This window comes from Proteiniborus sp. MB09-C3 (genome assembly GCF_030263895.1).
In the GTDB taxonomy this organism is placed as follows: domain Bacteria; phylum Bacillota; class Clostridia; order Tissierellales; family Proteiniboraceae; genus Proteiniborus.
In genome coordinates, this window is sequence record NZ_CP127161.1 from 825,589 (window position 1) to 843,567 (window position 17,979).

A 17,979-nucleotide genomic window follows, 5' to 3' on the forward strand; every position below is an offset into this window, starting at 1 on the left:
GAAGTTGCAAGGAAGATTGTTTATATTTGATGAGGTGAACAAAATGAAAACTATAACAATTTGTGGTAGTATAGAATTTGCGGAGGAAATGAAACAGATCGCTTGGAGACTGGAGATTGAAAAAGGGTTTAATGTGCTTCAATGTATCTATAATGAGAAGAATGAGCCTATAACCGATGAGGCACAAAAGCGTCTTGTTGCAGCACATTATAGGAAAATAGATATTTCCGATGCTGTTTATATTGTTGATATTGATGGTTATATTGGCATATCGGTTGCTGATGAAATTTTATATCAAAAGAGAATGGAAAAGAGCTTATTTTTCACAGCGAACAGTCTTAAATAACTTCGTGTAATGAGCATATTACGAAGTTCACAAATTTTATTTTAGCGGGATATTTAAAGATTTCTGCAATTACTATTGTTGTAGGCTTTATTATCTCCCCAATTGAACTCAATAATAAATAATGATAAATTAGAATTTTTCAAGTGCAACCACAATGCAACTGATAATTGCGTAATAGTTGGTGGTTGTAACCGTGCTTTTTTTGTATAGTAGGAGTAAAGAAAGAAGGAGAATCTTATGGGACCAATTGAAAAATCACCTACGGCTTTTTTGACTGTATTATGGGTTATATTAGCTATCTTATTTATCGCTATTATCATTCTTGTTGTACGAGCATTATTAAAGTACATCAAATCAAGTTATAGTGTACTTCTGGTAAGGGAACACATCTTTATAAGGTGTAAGATTACTTGTTGAGCATGAGAAAATTGTAGGAGGTATACTTTTGGATACAAATCAAAAAGGTGAAATCCTTATTTACCAAACCGAAAAAGGTGAAACTAAGATTGATGTTTATATGGAAGATGGTACTATATGGCTTACCCAAAAACATATAGCTCAACTTTATGGAAAAAGTGTTAATACTATTAATGAACATATAAAAAATATTTTTTCAGATGGCGAATTAAAAGAAAGTTCAACTATTCGGGAATTCCGAATAGTTCAAAATGAGGGAGGACGTGAGGTTGCAAGAGATACAAAATTCTACAACCTCGATATGATCCTTGCTATAGGCTATCGTGTTCGCTCTAATGTAGGGGTTCAGTTTCGTAACTGGACAAGCAAAGTCCTTAAAGAATATATGCAAAAAGGATTTGTAATGAATGATGAACGGTTAAAGAATCCTAAAAAATTTGGGGAAGACTATTTTGATGAACTCTTAGAACGTATTCGTGATATAAGGGCATCAGAAAAGAGATTCTATCAAAAAATAAAAGATATTTATAGTCTGTCTGTTGATTATAATCCTGCTCTTGAGAGCACAAAAGATTTTTTTGCAACTGTTCAGAATAAATTACTCTATGCTGTTACAGGGCAAACAGCAGCTGAACTTATTACAGAGAGGGCAGATGGTTCTAAGGACAATATGGGTCTTACTGCTTTTAAAGGAGCTGTTGTTCGTAAAGGTGATATTAATATTTCAAAAAATTACTTACAAGAAGATGAGATAACTGATCTTAATCGTATTGTAACTATGTTTCTTGACCATGCAGAAGATATGGCAAGAGGGAAAATGCCTATGACAATGAAAGACTGGGATAACTCGCTTAATGAATTTTTACAGTTTAGACGTAGAGAAATCTTAGAGGGCAAAGGTAAAGTGTCTCGTGAAGATATGGAGCGTAAGGTATTACAAGAGTATGCAGCCTACAATACTAGAAGATTAAATGCTCCACCAGAAGATGAAATGATAGATGAGTTACCTGAAATTGAAAAATAATTATAAAGATAATCTTGATTGATAAAATATCAAGGTTATTTTTTTGTCCTATTTTAGCTGCAATACATTCTCGAAATAAATTATTTTAAATATTATTCAAAAATGATTGGCAAAATCCCCTTCTTGTTGCCTACACATTGAGTGGTCTTCTGTCAAGAAAACGGACAATAAAAACTTAATATATTCTTGAGTCAATTAACCAACATGCTTATCCTCAAAGTCATAAGGTGAAGACATATCACAATGACTGTGAATTCTCTTAGTATTGTAGAATGTTTCGATATATTCAAAAATGAGTTCATGAGCATGACTAATATGCCTTATGACAAATCTGTTGAGCCATTCTCTCTTTATTAGAGCATGAAAAGACTCAATGACAGCATTGTCCCAAGGGGTTCCCTTTTGTGAATAACTTCGTATAAATTCTCCTGCTGGTGTAGCCTCAATGTATGCTTTGGATACATATTGTACACCTCTGTCGCTATGAATGATTATCGGAGCATCTATCTTCCTAGATGATTTTGCCTTATTGATGGCTTTTAGCACTCCTTCTGTTGAAAGAGTATCTGAAAGATGCCAACCTATTACTTTTCGTGAGAATAGATCCATCACAGTTGTTAAGTAAACGAATCCACTTACTGTCCATACATAGGTAATATCTGTTACCCATACCGTATTTGATGAATTAGGTGAAAAATTTCTATCTAGAATATTTCTAAGTTTATTATCAAAATCTGGATCAATTGTTGTCCTGCTATATGGGCTTATCCAAATTGCTTTTATGCCTAACTCACGCATATAATTCCCAACTGTTTTCTCTGCAATGACATGACCTCTGCTTTGCAGTATGGATGTTATTTTAGGGGCACCATATATTTGTTTAGATTCATTGTAAATCTCTGTAATTTCTTGCTTAACCTGTTGTTTTCTAATCTTCTGATTTGAATCTTCTCTTTTTAAATAATCATAGCATCCAGAAGATGAAACGCCTAGTATTTTAAGCACACTGTTAACTGAAATTCGGCGTTCTTTAGATAAATTTTTTACTTCTTTATATATTGCTCCAGTTAATCTTTGTTCAGTATGCCTATGGCCTTTTTTAGTATTTCGAGTGCATCCTCTTTATCTCTAAGTTCTTTTTTTAGTTTTGCAATTTCTTTTTCTGCATCTGATGAATAATTACCAGAACCTCTATGATTTACTACTCCATCATTATTTTTGGCGTTTTGAATCCAATTATTAAGACCTGTAGTACTAACCTTTAAATCTTCTGCTACTGCTTTGATTGATTTGCCAGATGAATAATAATAATTAACTGCATCTTGTTTAAATTCTTTACTGTAATGCTTTTTAGTTCCCATAAATGATCTCTCCTTGTCTGTTATATTTATTATACCAGATTCAAGGACATATCATGTTTATGTTCTCCGTTTTTTATTCTATCACCAATTGCATTTTTCTTCGCTGCTGGTGAAAGGGGCTGGATAGTGGCAATAATAAAGGGGTATGGCGGTTTGGGGGGGTGAGTTGTGTTATGCTTATTAAGAACGACACCTAACTGCAAACTTAATATTTTGGTATGTATAACCGCATAAAAAGATAACCGTCTTCCATATCGTCTGTCATTTCAAAGCCTACTCTACTCCATAACCTTTGTGCGGCTATATTTCCTGGCTCAACTGGTAAAGAAATTTTACTTGCGTTGTACTCTTTACACAAATATTCAACACAAAGCCTAGCTGCTGCCACTCCATAGCCTCTTTTCTGAAAACGGCTATCTATCATGAAATTTATGATTTGATGGTTCTTTTCGCCAATATACATTAAAACATAGCCCACCATCACATCATCGGCATAAATTGCAAAGGGGCGCGAATCATCATAAAACACCCACGCCTCGGCCAAAGACCACGCGACAGGGTCTACAAAGTCTGCATTGGCAACAGAAGCACTCAAATTCAAACACTCTTCATAATTATCTTCGTTAATCGTTCTTAATTCTATCAAAAGAATCCTCCTTTCTTAAACATAGCCAAGGTTGTTTAATATAGATAATACCGCACTACGCCTATTTCCTTCGTGTTCGTATAAAAGAATGGTACAATATTGGAATTAAATGAAATATATTTTAGAAACAGAGCGATTACGGTTTAGAAAATTTGAATTATCTGATGCAGAAGAATTGTATAAACATCATCAAGAACCCGAACTGATGAAATGGATTCCAAATGAAAGTTATCAAGATATAGCAGAAGCAAAGGATGCTATAAAATTTTATGCTGATTGTGTTGATAAGAATCAGTTACCATTTGTTTTAGCAATTGAACTAAAAGAAAATGGTAAATTGATAGGTGATACTGGCATAAACCAAGTTGAAGGAAAACAAGGCGAGGCTGAGATTGGCTATTCTATCTGTGGAACATATCAAGGTAAAGGACTCGCAACGGAAACATTAAAAACAATAACTAATTTTATTTCAAACCATTTTGGGGTTAAGATTTTATACGGAAGAATAATGCACGGAAATATTGCATCGGTTAAAGTGATGAAAAAATGTGGTTATAATTACATTGACGAGGAATTTGGTGCAGAAGATGACCCATACGGAAAAGGTATGCTTATCTATAAACATGAATTGGACTAATCGAAAGCATGTATAATTTCCAACTTATAGAAGAGAAAAATCCGCAGGTAGCGGGCAACCTTATGGATGGGAATTTTTTCGTCAACTTAATTTATGGTATATGATTACCGACGATGTTTATTTGGATTGTGAAGATATTGCCCAAATAAAAAACCAAAACTATGAACAGTGGCAAGAATTACTTCAAGAAGCTAGTATTACGGCTGTTGATTGCATTACCAATGCTACAAATAAAATGAATCAATTTCCACTTACAGCAGGCGAAGTAGTAAAGGAATTCATAAGCAAGCATGATAAATAAATGAACGTGACATAGTCTTGTGCTGTTACTGTCTTTCTTTATTAGTATATAATTTAAAAGGACTTAATTGCAAGACTAAATTAGACTGTTTTTGAAAAAGGGGTCTAATTTAGTTTTGCAACTAAGTAAGTTATTTATGTTTAGTATATCTTTGAGTAGATGTTCAATTGATAAACAAATTATGATATAATCAGTATATAATGTATAGTTAAATAGCTAAGGAGGCTTAGGACTATGACTTCTAAATTTATTTCAGTTGAAACTATAAGGGAAAAAACAGCTCCTATATTTGAAAATTATCCTATAAATAAGGCAATACTATTTGGTTCTTATGCAAAAGGCAATGCCACAATAAGTAGCGATATAGACTTATACATTGATACAAATGGAAAGTTAAGAGGACTTGATTTTGTTGGATTGTTAGAAATACTTGTTAATACTTTAGAAATAGATATAGATTTGATTGATAGGTCTCATATTGAGCAAGATTCTTTAATAATGCAAGAAATAGAAAATGAAGGTATGGTTATATATGAAAAATCAAAAGATTATTCAAAAGATAATTAACTATATCGACTCTATATTAAAGTATACTAATGATGTAGATTATGCTGAATTTAGAAATAATAGTATGATGGTTGAAGCTTGCGTGTTTAATTTAAGTCAAATAGATGAATTAGTTAATAAACTTGATAAAGAATATCTTTCAAAACATCATGAGGTTCCTTGGTTCAAAATGCGTGGATTAAGAAATCGTATAGTCCATGATTATGAAGGTATAAATTTAAATCTAATATGGGAAATTATTGATATGGATATAAAGTTATTAAAGGAACAGTTGTTGAAGCTAATTAATTAGCTTCTTTTTATATCCTTGAAATTAAGAAATACATCCCTTCCACCAAGGGGATACCATCTTTCTACGACATCATTATTATCCTCTCAAGGCATGTGGAAGTTATTGTGAAGTTAGAAAAGCAATAGAATATAGTAATATCATATGTAAGCCGTTGAGTGTGGAGATGACATTCAATGGCTTTCTGTTTGCGGGAACATATCCATAGAAATTGGTAAGATAAAAAAAGAAATAGTGGTAGTATAGAAAAACAAATATTATTTAAAAAGTTATTCCATTTTAAAGTGACGATTATTCTTGCTTGTAATGAAATAATGAGCATAATTGTTTGGATTGAAAGAAGGTGCATTATAACAAATTCTGAAGGAATAATGAAAATGGTAAACCTGCTAAAAATGACAATAGATTAATTATAGAAACAATTTTCCAAATATCTCCTTGACTTCATATTCTACAAGATGTAAAATAAGGATATACTACACAATGTAGAAAGAAGAGGTGAGTTCATTGGATATAATTAAAATTTCAGATGCAGAATATGAAATAATGGAAATTATTTGGAATGAAGGCGGAGAAGTTACTACAGCAGATATAATTAAAAAGCTTGGAGAAGATAATTATTGGAAACATACGACGATACTTACTTTGGCAAAGCGTTTAGTAGATAAAAATGTATTAAAGGTAAGAAAGGAAAAGAGAGTAAATTATTATTCTCCTAAAATTACCAAGGACGAATATAAATCTTATCAAGCTAATGGGCTTATAGAGGATATGTATGATGGGAGTATAAAGTCTCTGGTAGCATCGTTATATGATAATAAAAGAATCGATGAAAAGGATTTAAAAGAGTTGAAAGACTGGATTGGGAGGATATAGAATGAAAATCCTAAATATGGTATTTAATATGTCTGTTACGGGAAGTATTATGTTTCTCATATTTTTACTTTTAAAACCTATAACTAAAAAACACTTTAACTCATCTTGGTATTATAAAATGCTTATCTTAATCTTAACTTTTTTTATTATATCAGCAAATAATTTTATAGTATTGCCTATAAATCCAATCTCAAATATCTCTAAACTAGAAATTATGGAAGCAATAGTTCCGAAAAATATAAATATAAAAGAAGAGATAAAAGGTATAGAGAATAATATAAGCATAGAAAAAGAGATGCCAGAGAATGCGGTAGAAATAGAAGATAAAGTAACGGACAAAGATATTAATAAGATAAAAACAGAAAACCAAGATTTTCAAGATATAGAATTCGATATAAATAACTATAAAGATATGATTCAATACATTTGGATGATTGGTGTAATTACTTTACTCTTATTAAATCTTGTACCCTATATAAGGTTTAAATCATCTGTTTTAAGAGATAGTACAATAGTAGAGGAAGAGGATATTGTAAAGTTATTCAATATATGTAAAGAGGAGCTAAATTTAAAGACAAAAGTACAATTAAGAACTTGTAATACTGTTGGTTCTCCAATGTTGATAGGGATATTTCGTCCTGTAGTACTCATTCCTGACATTGATAAAGATTATAAAAGATTGAAAATGATATTTCTACACGAACTCAATCATTATAAAAGAAATGATATTATAATAAAATCTTTTAGTGTTGTTATAAATGCTGTCCATTGGTTCAATCCACTTGTCTATATATTGTTAAAAGAAATGGATAAATACTGTGAATATTCCATAGATGAAAAGGTGGTAGAAGAGATGGATATCAATGATAGAAAATACTATGGAGAAACCATTTTAAGTGTAGTAAGCAGTTCCATGTTTAAGAAAGCTTCACTTACAACAGCTATGGGGAGTAGTGGAAAACAATTAAAAACTAGATTAGAAAATATGATATATTCATTTAAAATTACGAGAAAAAAACAGATCATGTCCTTGTTTGCGGCAATTTTAATGCTAATATCAGGCATTACAATAGCCTATAGTATTTTACCTGATAATACTTTAGAAGAGAATGCCTCTTTTGTAGTATTTATCAAGGAAGATGGACTTTATTACTCTTATTTAAGTGGTGAAAATGAGACAAAAATTCATGATGGTAATAACTTTGAGTATCCCCTAATATCTAGTGGAGGAAATTATATAGCATATACCAAGGAAGACAGTTTTTTTATATATAGTGTAAAAGATGAAAGCTATGAAAAAATAGATGATGGAATTGAGCATTATTATAGATCCTATGATTGGATCGATGATACATCCATAATATATGGTTCAGGTGGAAAGTCAGGATTTACAGTATTGAATGTACTTTCTAAAGAAAGAAGGTCACATTTAGATGAATACTATTATACAGGATTAATGTCTTCTAAGAATGATATGGTCTATGGTAGAAAAGCTAGTAGATGGACTACAGCAGAAGGAGATTTTATGGCCAATGATGGCATAGTAGAAATAAGCCTAAATAATTATGATGAAAATAAGAAACAATTTTCTACAAATATAATCGTGGAAGGCAAAAAATCTACAGATGAAACAATAGGTTATAATCCTGTTGTTTGGGATATTTCAGCTGATGGAAGATATGTTTATATAATGGAAAAACCAGCTTCCGGTTCTCTAAGTAGTGATGGAATTGGGATAGGTATATATGATGTGAAAGAAAAGACCCATACGGAAATTACAGGTATAGATACATCATCCTACAAAAATCATTTAGCGATTAATACAAATAATAATACCATTGGATTAATTGAAGGTACTAGTAGAGACATGATTGAAAACAAGAAGGTCATGTTATTAGATATATATAAGGATAAATCCTATGGTATTATTAGTATTACAGATGAGGACTTTGTAGCTATGACTCCTCGTTTTACTTTAGATGGAAAGAAATTATTATATTCAGCGACTGAAGCGGTAGATCCTAAGATGATAACGGATTATAATCAAGCTTATAAGGACTGGCAAAACCAGCCACATAATATTTATGAATATGATTTAAAAAGTTCTCAAGTACGAAAGATAACAGAAGGAAATGATTTTGATTTCATGCCTATAAGTATATCTAATAATGAAATATTATTTATTAGATACAAGGGTAATGATTATTATAGTTTAATGAAATTAGTTAATGGTAAAGAGAATATAATGGTAGATAATATTATGTTTAGTGGTGGCAAAGATAATTATCCATTTAGGTTTTATGGGCATATACAAACTGAAAAAGGAATGGATATTTTTATAAACAAAGAAGGAAAGCTATATACAGGGGTTACATCAATTAATCAGGACAACAGCAGTAATATTACTACCGACATATTAGAGCAACTTGCAAACCAAGAGTTTTTTATTAAGGGAGAAGGTTCTAGCAACTCAGATGATGAAGTAATTGTAGAGTTTGGAAAGTCCTTTGTAAATTTGTTTAATGGCGCAGTTGCAAAACAGAAGAAGGTATCTTTTGAGAAATATATATCCAATGAAAATCTTCAAATATTTACTGATAAAATGTTAGAATTAACACAAAAACAGGATATAAAAGGTGGTAATGATGTTAATTATGGATTGGAAAATAAGTTTGGACAGGTAGAATTACGACAACATTCAGTGGATAAACTATGGTATCTTGAATTGCCATTTCAATTTGAAGGCTCTGGAATGACAGCTAAATTATTAATAACAAGTGAAGATAAAGTATTAAAACTTATTGATCTGTACTTTGGAAGTAAAGATGGAGTTGATATCTTTGCTACAGGTCATCCAGCTGATAGAAAGTTAAGAGATCCATATTTATGGGAAAATGAGGATTGAGTAAAAGATGTTTTTATAAAGTTAAAAGATTTTGAAAAAATGCTAGAGGTTCAGAATAGTAATACTTCCTCTACCAAGTATATTAATTTGGAACTTACAAAGTATGAAACTATAAATAATCTTGAAGGAGTTACTATGAGAATTAAAACAGGAACTTTATCTACTGAGGGAGTAAGCATAATATTTGATAACAAGTCAGACAATGAATTTACTTAATGGGTATGAATTTAAGATGGAAAGAGGTGCTATCATGGAATTAAATATTAGACCATCAGCAGATCTAAGAAATAAATATAATGAAATATCTAAACAGTGCAGGGAAACCAGAGAGGCTGTGATTATTACTGTAAACGGTCGTGGCGATACAGCTGTTCTTGGATTACAGGATTATAAGCAAATGAAAGCTGAATTAGAATTGCTTCGAACCCTTGCAGAAGCAGAAGATGATGTACAAAATGGAAGGGTAGGCTCCATGCAAGAATCTTTGGATGAACTTCGTGAATCTTTGGTAAATAGGAAGAATGAAAATGTATAAGATTATGAGAACAGACAAAGCAGAAGATCAACTGAGAGATATAATCTATTATATTGCAGATGATTCAGGTAGTGTTGATACTGCTCTCAAATATTTGGATAAAATAGAGGAATCCATTAATCGTTTAAAAGAGTTTCCTAACTCAGGAAGCATACCTAGATATTCTATTTTGAAAAAACAGGGTTATATAATAGTCTTTGTAGAGAAACATCTTATATTTTATAAGGTAAGTGAAGAAAATAAAATGATTATTGTATATGCAATAGTTGATGGAAGAAGAGAATATAGAAATTTAATATAGTTAGGCTACAATAGTTTTAAGCTCTATAGCAATTGGCTTTAGGGCTTTTTCCATGCTCGTTATAATTTAATTATTAAAGAAGATGAGTTTTTTGGTAATTGTACTTCTAAAAAAAGAAAGTATAGTAAATAAAAAATATATAGACTTCCACCAAGGGAACAGTATGTATTTATGACATCTTATTGACCTTTGAAGGCACGTGGAGTGTGTGGTGTTGTGTCAAGGGTAAAAGAAAACACATTGAAACATTTATTTACCCCTTGACTCTGCCGTTGGGGAACAGTTTATACTATAACTAGACGAGTGTTCTGGTCATCAAATGCTGTGTAATATGATATATCCATATGATGATATTAAAAAAAGGCTTGGCTATCATCAACTTGAGATTTATGTGCCAATTAAATTGAAGGGAGAAAAGTAAAATGGCAAGAGTTTATGGAATTAAAAAGAAGTTGTCGCTAAATAATGTTGGTGAAAAAATAATAAAAGAAATCATCGGCAACGAAGATTTGGTAGATGTTATTGTGCGAATGGAGAAATTGCTTGATCCAGATATAATGCATGAGATTTTAGATTCATGCGCTTGTGGAGGCGGACAGGAATTTTTAAAACAATGTAAAAAGATTGGAAAAGATCTGACTGGTAAATCATTAGATGAAAAGGTAAATCATCTGAACAACAACATTTATGATTCAGAAAAAATTATTCTTAATGGGAACAATTTATTGACAGGAACTCTTTCATACAAAGGAAATGAAAAATACAAATGTGTCTGTCCCGCTGCCGTAAAAAAAGGCATGACAGTTTCTGATCTCACAGGCGATGCTGATGATCGCGCTATGCCGCTTTCTTATTGTTTTTGTTGTGCCGGCTCATTTCGGCGTCACTTACAGCTGCAACTGGGTGTTGGGCTGAAAACAAAAGAAATTGTTTCATCTCCGATTAACAGCAAGGGGCAAAAACCTTGTGAGTTTATTTTTGAAGTAATGAAGTAATATAGATGTTTTGATTAAAAGTATATTTTGCCTCTAAGGAGGATAGGTTCAATAGGTATCTTTTTTGTATCCTAAGGGCACGTTGAGACTTTAACTTTGATAGAGAAGGAATAGGTTGAAATAGCTAGGTTGAAAAGGTTTTAAGTAAATATGTAGGTGTGTTTTATGTTCCCTTAGACGATAAGTTTAGGGGAATTTTTTGTTAGGGGGTCTATTGTGTACGCGAAAATAGAGCTATTACCTGGAAAGATAGATATGATAATAACTAAATCTATATCAAGGTTTGCAAGGAATACTCTAGACTGCCTAAACTATGTTAGAGAACTAAAGGAACTAGGGATTGGAGTAATATTTGAAAAAGAAAACATAAATACATTAGATTCTAAAGGAGAAGTACTTATAACAATACTAGCAAGTCTGGCTCAGGATGAAAGCAGGTCCATTTTTGGTCGCGTATCGACAAAAGATGTTGAAATATGCAAGAAAGCGTCGAACGAAAATGGTTGCAATGATTACTTGAAAGCATGTACGATAATATCAGAAATACACTTACTATACATGGGGATTTTTAGTATTAGTCAGCAAGTGATAAGCTGTTTTTTGAATTGGCTAATCCAGGTAATCGCCACGGATGTGGTGCTCACAAGTCAGATCATTCTTAATATTATTAAATAACCAGCGATGCTGGTTATTTGATTTTAATCATGGATTTGTAATGGTCAAGCATTTTTGTAACACTTCTATATGATTTTTAGCATAATTGAGAAATTAAAGAAGAGTGATATAGAAGTAGATGCGTCAATATTGTGGAATAAAGGAAATTTCATAAAAAGAAGAGAGATTAGGAATTGGTCTTTAGAAAGAGGTATTAAGTTAAGGGAAAACTTTATACACTTTGATAAAATTGATTCATCTGAATGTGTTGAGCAACATAATATATCTGATTACGATTTAGAAAAACTTATTATGGAAAATTATATGTTTGAAAGTGAAGATAGTTTAAATAATAAGATTTGTGGTGGAAAATATTGCAATCTTGCAATTTCAACAAATGGAGATATTTATCCATGTACGTATATAAGGACCCCTATTTCAAATGTATTAAGTGAGAATATTATTAAAGATTACAATATGTGTACAGATACAACTTACTATAGAGAATGTATGGAGTTCATTGAAATTCGGCGTTCTTTAGATAAATTTTTAACTTTTTTATATATTGCTCCAATTAATCTTAGTTCAGTATGCTTATAGCCTTTTTTAGTATTTCGAGTGCATCCTCTTTATCTCTAAGTTCTTTTTTTAGTTTTGCAATTTCTTTTTCTTCATCTGATGAATAATTACCAGAACCTCTATGATTTACTACTCCATCATTATTTTTGGCGTTTTGAATCCAATTATTAAGACCTGTAGCACTAACCTTTAAATCTTCTGCTACTGCTTTGATTGATTTGCCAGATGAATAATAATAATTAACTGCATCTTGTTTAAATTCTTTACTGTAATGTTTTTTAGTTCCCATAAATGATCTCTCCTTGTCTGTTATATTTATTATACCAGATTCAAGGACATATCATGTTTATGTTCTCCGTTTTTTATTCTATCACCAAACTAATCCAAAACATGACGAATGATGTCGGGAAGCGTAGAACGAAAATAGCCGCAATGAGTATTTTAGGGTATGTACAATAATAAATATTGTGATTGCAACTGGAAGTAATTGAAATACCATAATGCTATTATTTCCAATAGTTTTAGATAGGAGATGGTTTTATGAATATTAATATAAATAATTTAGTTTCAATATCTGAAGCAAATCAAAATTCTTCTAAAATAGCAAGAATGGTCGATGAAAATGGAGTTGCAGTAATATTAAAAAATAATAAGCCTCGTTATGTACTAATAGAATATAGGCAGTTAGAAAAAGAAAAGATAGTTGGTGAAATGAAAATTGATGAAGTAGCTAAAAAGATATTGTCCAAACACATGAGAGCCTTTGAGGAATTAGCAAAATTAAAAGGCTTCGTAAAGAACAAGTTATAAAAACTCATAGTATGTTGATAAACCAAACTGGTGGTATCGATGGAATTAATGATTATTAGAATCTGCATTAAATGCACCATTTCAAACCTTCGATGGGGAATATATTTATAAAACGATCAAAGCAAAAGCAACCAAATTAGGATATTTTTTAATTAAGAACCATCCTTTTATAGATGGAAATAAGAGGATGGGTATTTTAGTGATGATGATATTTCTAGAAATTAATGGAATTGAAATTGACTGTACAGATGAAGAATTGATTATTCTTGGATTCGGGCTAGCAGATGGCTCAATTAATGATATGGAACTGCTAAACTGGATAATAAATCATAGTTAAGTTCAGAAAAAAGCCTTTCACTAAGGGGATAATATCTACCCACCACATCATTATCATCGTGGAGACGTGCATGCTTTTGTCCCACAAAAACTCACAAACATCTCCATCGTCTTTATAAACAGGAAAATTGAGTAAAATAGACTTCAAAGACATTTCAGCTTCATCGTATACTTTATCAAAGTTAACCAATAAGGTATAGATGTTTTCAATGTGATCACATCTTGCTCCATGGCTTTGATTGTTATTCAAAACCGACGTTAGGCTACTGTATTTTGTACAGGCGCATAGCTATCCTGCCGTCATAACAACGGTTTTTTATTACCGTTATTGTGGCGGCAAGTGTGTACTTACTTAATGTTCTAATTGATTCCTTCATTAGCGTCTGTATAGAGTGGATAGGAAGTCAATATTATTTACTTCCGCACTGGTCTGATATACTTAAAAAACCGTTCCGGGTTAAAATAAAAGTAAATTATTCTACCGGGGGAAGTATCAAAGCAGTAACCAGTGCCTGCAAAATCAAAAGTTGCCATTGCCTTTTCAATCTTTTCCTCCACACTACGATTTTCCTGCTCATAATCGAATGGCCCATGTTCAAAAACAATATACTCAGCTTCGGGAACATTAACCATAAGCATTTGCGGTGGCACTTCCCCTTTATAATCAAAAGGAAGTCGTACACCCCAACACTCTGTACGCGGAATACCCCAGTCGCAGAGTCTACCGTCCGGGTCGTTAATGTACGCCATAATCTGACCGCTTCCACAGTTAGGTTCGCTCCCACCATCGTCATCTAATTTGCTCTTGATACTATCGAGTAATCCACAAATTGTTTCGTAGTCCTGTCCTGGAATAAGACTTTGCTTTTGCCAAAAGTCCCAATACCCATTGCTCTCATAATTTTTAATGTGTAAAAATTTGTGTGCAGGAATGGTTATAAAATAAATTTTTACATCATCTGTAGATTTCATCATACCAATTTCTCCTAATCCTAAAAAGTAGCGGTCGAAAGGGTTTATTTTTGTACGAAGAACGACAGGCTTAGGCTTTCTTCGGTATTTACTTGGAGTTACACCATATGTTCCCTTAAAAGCTCTGGTAAAAGCTTCATGTGATGAAAAACCATAATCAAAAGCAATATCTAAAAGGCTTTTTTCACTATCTCGAACCTCTTTTAGTGCAAAGGCTAATTTTCTATGCCTCAGATAATCCCTAAATTGCATACCCGATATTTCTTTGAATTTTCTCGTTGTATAAAATTCGGAATAACCCAGCTTGCGAGAAAGAAAGCGTAGTGTCAAGGCTTCATCATTATAATCTTTAATACAATCGTCAATTTCATCAACGATTATTTGAATTTGTTTCTGCCACTCGTACATTCGTCTATTCACCTCGTTTCAATCACCCTACATTTATTATAAAGAAATAGAGAGATTACTGCTTGATTTTACTTGCTATTATTTCATTTTTCTCTTTTAAGTTCTACATCTTTTGGTTTTTCAGCGCATTTAGGTATCGTCTATGCTCAACCAAATTTTTCAATACCCTCAATGCGGTTTTTTTCACATAATTTTTGTATCCATGACTACCAAGGGGACCGTACCAAGGGGACAGGAATGATCTGACCCCAAAAAGTTGGACATTTTGAATTAAGCTACTGATAAGGATTGAGCTCTATATTGGATAGGGCTTAATCCTTTTAGTTTGGTCTTTATTCTGTATTTATTATACCACTCTATGTAATCTATTAGTTCTCTCTTAAAGTGATCTGTATCATCAAATTTTTGAAGATATAGTAATTCTGATTTTAACAAACCAAAAAAGTTTTCAATTACTGAATTGTCCAAACAGTTTCCTTTTCTGGACATACTTTGCTTTATTCCTAGTTGTTTTAATCGATAACTGTATCTTTTGTGTCTGTATTGCCACCCTTGATCTGAGTGAAATGTTAAACCTTCTAAGTTTTTATGCTTTTCAAATGCAATATCAAGCATCTCCATTACTTGCCCGAAGTGTGGTCTACTTGTAATAGAATAACTAATGATCTCTCCGTTAAACAAATCTAGTATTGGTGATAGGTATAATTTTTCCCCGAATAGTGAGAACTCTGTTATGTCTGTAACCCACTTTTGATTAGGTTTTTCTGCTGAGAAATCTCTCTTCAATAGGTTTGGTGCTGCTTCTCCTACTTCACCTTTATAGGATTTATATTTTTTCATTCTCACTTGGCATATGATATTTAGTTCTTTCATAAGTTTTTGTACAGTTTTGTGATTAATTACAAAGCCAAAGCTATTTAGGGACATAGTTATTCTTCTATAGCCGTATCTACCTTTACTGCTATCATATATTTCCCTTATCTTTTCTTTAATTTTTTCATATTTATCTGGTATGTCGAATCTTTTCATATGGTAGTAAAATGTTGACCTTTTTAATCCTGCAACTTCTAGCAGGGTATTTAGATCGTGTTCATGCCCTAAAGAGTTTACTACCTGTGCCTTTTCTTTGTTTTTAAGCTCATTTTTTCTTCCTTTAAGGCTATAGATTTTTTTAAGTAGGCAACCTCTGCTTTAAGCTTTTTGATTTCTAATATTAATTTATCTTCTGTAGCATTATCTAAGGAGTCCATATTTATTTCATTTTTATCTTTTTTCATACCTTGTTTTTGTGATCTTCCACGTCTTTCAGTTAAAAGACCAACTTCTCCTTCCTCATTATATATGCGTTCCCAATTTTGAACAGTAGTTGTACCTGGTATTCCAAACAGGGCAGATACCTGGTCTAGGGATAGATGGTTATTATGCATATATTTTACTACTTCTATTTTAAATTCACCAGTATATTTTCTAGGATTCATAGAAAAGCTAGCTTCTCCATGAATATCAGACTACCAAGGGGACAGTGACTACCAAGGGGACAGGAACCTTGGTATTTTAAATGAAAATTATTGCAAATGTATTAGTATTATCATACAATAAAAGGTAGTAAAACCATATACTACAGCATATGAAATGTCATTTAATAATAATCGGAAACATCAAATTATTAGATAGAGGAATCAAAATGATAGAATGCGAAAGATGTGGATATTATTTTCATGCAGATGAAATTAGAGAGTGCTCAGAGTGTTTATTAGAGCTTTGTGAGAGCTGTTACGAGGAGCATTATTGCCTAAAATTAATTGCTGAAATGACGTATATGAAGAAGGTGAAAAGCTACCTAAACACTGTCCAAGGTGCGAAGAAAAAGGCGTGTTTGAGGAGTTAGAATTAGACATTGATTAGACCTAAGATTAAAAGATTTTTAGTGGAATCATTGAAACATCCATTCAAAAAGAATGAATATATTTCGAAAAAATGTAATGCCCTCTAAGGAGGGAGTGTTAGAAATGGGCATCTCTATTGTCATCTCAAGGAACGTTGAAGCCGTAATCCTACTTACAAAGTAAGTAGTGGTACGTTTCATGTCAGGAATGTTCAAGAGCACGAGCAAAGTGAAGTGTGATTAGGAGCATTCTACGACTGAAAGTATACTTCTCATGATGCATTACGGAGTAGAGGAGAGATAAGTAAATTTATATAACAGGAAGGGGGCAAAAAGACTTGTTTACTTTAATGACAAAAGAATCCGCATTTGAAATATCACAATGGATGTATCCAGATATATATTCTTGCTATAGCTTTGATAGGAGCGATGAAACATTAGCGGAGCTTATGAATGGTGAATATTATGCGGCTTTTGATAATGATAATAAAATTTTAGGTTATATTTGTATTGGAAAATCCGCACAAATACCAACTTTAGAGAAGGATGTATATATGGACGAAACGGTTTTAGACATCGGACTTGGGTTAAACCCAGTATTATGCGGAAATGGGTTTGGTAGTAAGTTTTTGGCGGATAGTATTTCTTTTACTAAGCAGAAATTTAACACAAGTCACTATAGACTTACCGTTGCTTCATTTAACCAAAGAGCAATTAAAGTATATGAGAGAATTGGGTTCAAATATAACAGGAGTGTTCATCATGCTGTATCAAACGTGATTTTTCATATTATGCTTTATACTACTACACAATAAAGATTCCTTTAAGCAAAACTTAATATGATGTAAATACTACAATTAATCTAGTGTAAAATATAGTTGCGTTTATAATAAATTCGAGTTTGAAGTCTCTGTACACCAGTATATATTCAATGAAAAGTATATGCTAGAAACGATTAAAGGTAGATAATTGATTATAAAAGTCTCTCTATAAATGTAGATGTTTTAAAAACATAGGTTTTTTCCAAGAAATAACAAGGTATCCATAACATCATTGCTGTCATCTCAAGGCACGTTGAGACGTCAGACAGTGTAGAAAATCCAACAAATGGTTGACATAATTAAGGTCAAATATG

Annotated in this window: 23 protein-coding genes and 1 pseudogene; 17 read left to right on the forward strand and 7 right to left on the reverse strand. The window is 32.0% G+C overall.

Annotated elements, in window-relative coordinates:
- Positions 1-43 precede the first annotated feature (43 nt).
- Together QO263_RS04020 and QO263_RS04025 are read left to right on the forward strand one after the other, a co-directional pair.
- On the forward strand, positions 44-346 hold the full coding sequence (locus QO263_RS04020) for a hypothetical protein (RefSeq protein ID WP_285626709.1): 303 nt from the start codon (positions 44-46) through the stop codon (positions 344-346).
- A 445-nt stretch (positions 347-791) separates the two neighbouring features.
- On the forward strand, positions 792-1,787 hold the full coding sequence (locus QO263_RS04025; protein WP_285626710.1) for a virulence RhuM family protein: 996 nt from the start codon (positions 792-794) through the stop codon (positions 1,785-1,787).
- A gap of 195 nt (positions 1,788-1,982) precedes the next feature.
- On the opposite strand, the gene QO263_RS04030 is transcribed toward QO263_RS04025, so the two are convergent.
- From QO263_RS04030 to QO263_RS04040, 3 genes are all read right to left on the reverse strand, one after another.
- Entirely contained in the window at positions 1,983-2,846 is an 864-nt protein-coding gene (locus QO263_RS04030; RefSeq protein ID WP_285629194.1) for an IS3 family transposase, read from the reverse strand.
- 8 nt (positions 2,847-2,854) lie between these two features.
- Positions 2,855-3,148, reverse strand: coding sequence for a transposase (locus tag QO263_RS04035; protein ID WP_285626712.1), 294 nt, complete (start codon positions 3,146-3,148; stop codon positions 2,855-2,857).
- 205 nt (positions 3,149-3,353) lie between these two features.
- Complete coding sequence (locus QO263_RS04040; protein ID WP_285626713.1) at positions 3,354-3,794, reverse strand: GNAT family N-acetyltransferase; 441 nt, start codon at positions 3,792-3,794, stop codon at positions 3,354-3,356.
- A gap of 109 nt (positions 3,795-3,903) precedes the next feature.
- Here QO263_RS04040 and QO263_RS04045 point away from each other — a divergent pair, with 109 nt between their 5' ends.
- The 12 genes and pseudogenes from QO263_RS04045 to QO263_RS04100 all read left to right on the forward strand — a co-directional run bounded on the left by QO263_RS04045 (position 3,904) and on the right by QO263_RS04100 (position 12,454).
- The gene (locus QO263_RS04045; RefSeq protein ID WP_285626714.1) at positions 3,904-4,431 is read left to right on the forward strand and encodes a GNAT family N-acetyltransferase; all 528 of its coding nucleotides are present in this window, start codon (positions 3,904-3,906) and stop codon (positions 4,429-4,431) included.
- A gap of 121 nt (positions 4,432-4,552) precedes the next feature.
- Positions 4,553-4,732: a hypothetical protein gene (locus tag QO263_RS04050; RefSeq protein ID WP_285626716.1), complete on the forward strand. Its 180-nt coding sequence runs from the start codon at positions 4,553-4,555 to the stop codon at positions 4,730-4,732.
- Positions 4,733-4,966: 234 nt separating this feature from the next.
- A complete protein-coding gene (locus QO263_RS04055) occupies positions 4,967-5,299 on the forward strand; it encodes a nucleotidyltransferase family protein (protein ID WP_285626718.1) in 333 nt (110 codons plus the stop codon).
- Positions 5,265-5,591 carry a HepT-like ribonuclease domain-containing protein gene (locus tag QO263_RS04060; protein WP_285626720.1) on the forward strand — a complete coding sequence of 109 codons (327 nt, stop codon included), beginning with the start codon at positions 5,265-5,267 and terminating at the stop codon, positions 5,589-5,591. Before QO263_RS04055 ends, QO263_RS04060 begins: the two co-directional genes overlap by 35 nt.
- A gap of 495 nt (positions 5,592-6,086) precedes the next feature.
- Entirely contained in the window at positions 6,087-6,464 is a 378-nt protein-coding gene (locus QO263_RS04065) for a BlaI/MecI/CopY family transcriptional regulator (protein WP_285626722.1), read from the forward strand.
- 1 nt (position 6,465) lies between these two features.
- Positions 6,466-9,369: a M56 family metallopeptidase gene (locus tag QO263_RS04070; protein WP_285626723.1), complete on the forward strand. Its 2,904-nt coding sequence runs from the start codon at positions 6,466-6,468 to the stop codon at positions 9,367-9,369.
- 39 nt (positions 9,370-9,408) lie between these two features.
- Positions 9,409-9,585 (forward strand): hypothetical protein, encoded by a 177-nt coding sequence (locus QO263_RS04075; protein WP_285626724.1) that lies wholly within the window; start codon positions 9,409-9,411, stop codon positions 9,583-9,585.
- Positions 9,586-9,619: 34 nt separating this feature from the next.
- Positions 9,620-9,904, forward strand: coding sequence for a type II toxin-antitoxin system Phd/YefM family antitoxin (locus QO263_RS04080; RefSeq protein WP_285626725.1), 285 nt, complete (start codon positions 9,620-9,622; stop codon positions 9,902-9,904).
- Entirely contained in the window at positions 9,897-10,205 is a 309-nt protein-coding gene (locus QO263_RS04085) for a type II toxin-antitoxin system RelE/ParE family toxin (RefSeq protein ID WP_352169367.1), read from the forward strand. Before QO263_RS04080 ends, QO263_RS04085 begins: the two co-directional genes overlap by 8 nt.
- Before the next feature lie 422 nt (positions 10,206-10,627).
- Positions 10,628-11,200 (forward strand): hypothetical protein, encoded by a 573-nt coding sequence (locus QO263_RS04090; protein WP_285626728.1) that lies wholly within the window; start codon positions 10,628-10,630, stop codon positions 11,198-11,200.
- A 255-nt stretch (positions 11,201-11,455) separates the two neighbouring features.
- Positions 11,456-11,644, forward strand: a pseudogene (locus QO263_RS04095) (recombinase family protein); the annotation flags it as partial.
- Positions 11,645-11,944: 300 nt separating this feature from the next.
- Positions 11,945-12,454: a hypothetical protein gene (locus tag QO263_RS04100; protein ID WP_285626730.1), complete on the forward strand. Its 510-nt coding sequence runs from the start codon at positions 11,945-11,947 to the stop codon at positions 12,452-12,454.
- Here the strand turns inward: QO263_RS04100 and QO263_RS04105 are convergent.
- On the reverse strand, positions 12,435-12,722 hold the full coding sequence (locus QO263_RS04105; RefSeq protein ID WP_285626732.1) for a transposase: 288 nt from the start codon (positions 12,720-12,722) through the stop codon (positions 12,435-12,437). The genes QO263_RS04100 and QO263_RS04105 overlap by 20 nt on opposite strands.
- A 251-nt stretch (positions 12,723-12,973) precedes the next feature.
- Here QO263_RS04105 and QO263_RS04110 point away from each other — a divergent pair, with 251 nt between their 5' ends.
- Positions 12,974-13,243, forward strand: a complete 270-nt coding sequence (locus tag QO263_RS04110) for a type II toxin-antitoxin system Phd/YefM family antitoxin (protein ID WP_285626734.1) — start codon at positions 12,974-12,976, stop codon at positions 13,241-13,243.
- A gap of 115 nt (positions 13,244-13,358) precedes the next feature.
- Positions 13,359-13,580 (forward strand): type II toxin-antitoxin system death-on-curing family toxin, encoded by a 222-nt coding sequence (locus QO263_RS04115; protein WP_285629196.1) that lies wholly within the window; start codon positions 13,359-13,361, stop codon positions 13,578-13,580.
- 413 nt (positions 13,581-13,993) lie between these two features.
- Here QO263_RS04115 and QO263_RS04120 read toward each other — a convergent pair whose 3' ends face one another.
- The 3 genes from QO263_RS04120 to QO263_RS04130 all read right to left on the reverse strand — a co-directional run bounded on the left by QO263_RS04120 (position 13,994) and on the right by QO263_RS04130 (position 16,437).
- Positions 13,994-14,959 (reverse strand): helix-turn-helix transcriptional regulator, encoded by a 966-nt coding sequence (locus QO263_RS04120; protein ID WP_285626736.1) that lies wholly within the window; start codon positions 14,957-14,959, stop codon positions 13,994-13,996.
- Positions 14,960-15,229: 270 nt separating this feature from the next.
- Positions 15,230-16,126, reverse strand: a complete 897-nt coding sequence (locus QO263_RS04125; protein ID WP_285629198.1) for an IS3 family transposase — start codon at positions 16,124-16,126, stop codon at positions 15,230-15,232.
- Positions 16,069-16,437 (reverse strand): helix-turn-helix domain-containing protein, encoded by a 369-nt coding sequence (locus tag QO263_RS04130; protein WP_285626738.1) that lies wholly within the window; start codon positions 16,435-16,437, stop codon positions 16,069-16,071. The genes QO263_RS04125 and QO263_RS04130 overlap by 58 nt, the downstream gene beginning before the upstream one ends.
- Positions 16,438-17,182: 745 nt before the next feature.
- Between QO263_RS04130 and QO263_RS04135 the strand changes: the two genes are divergently transcribed.
- A complete protein-coding gene (locus QO263_RS04135; protein WP_285626739.1) occupies positions 17,183-17,659 on the forward strand; it encodes a GNAT family N-acetyltransferase in 477 nt (158 codons plus the stop codon).
- The last annotated feature ends 320 nt before the right edge of the window (positions 17,660-17,979 follow it).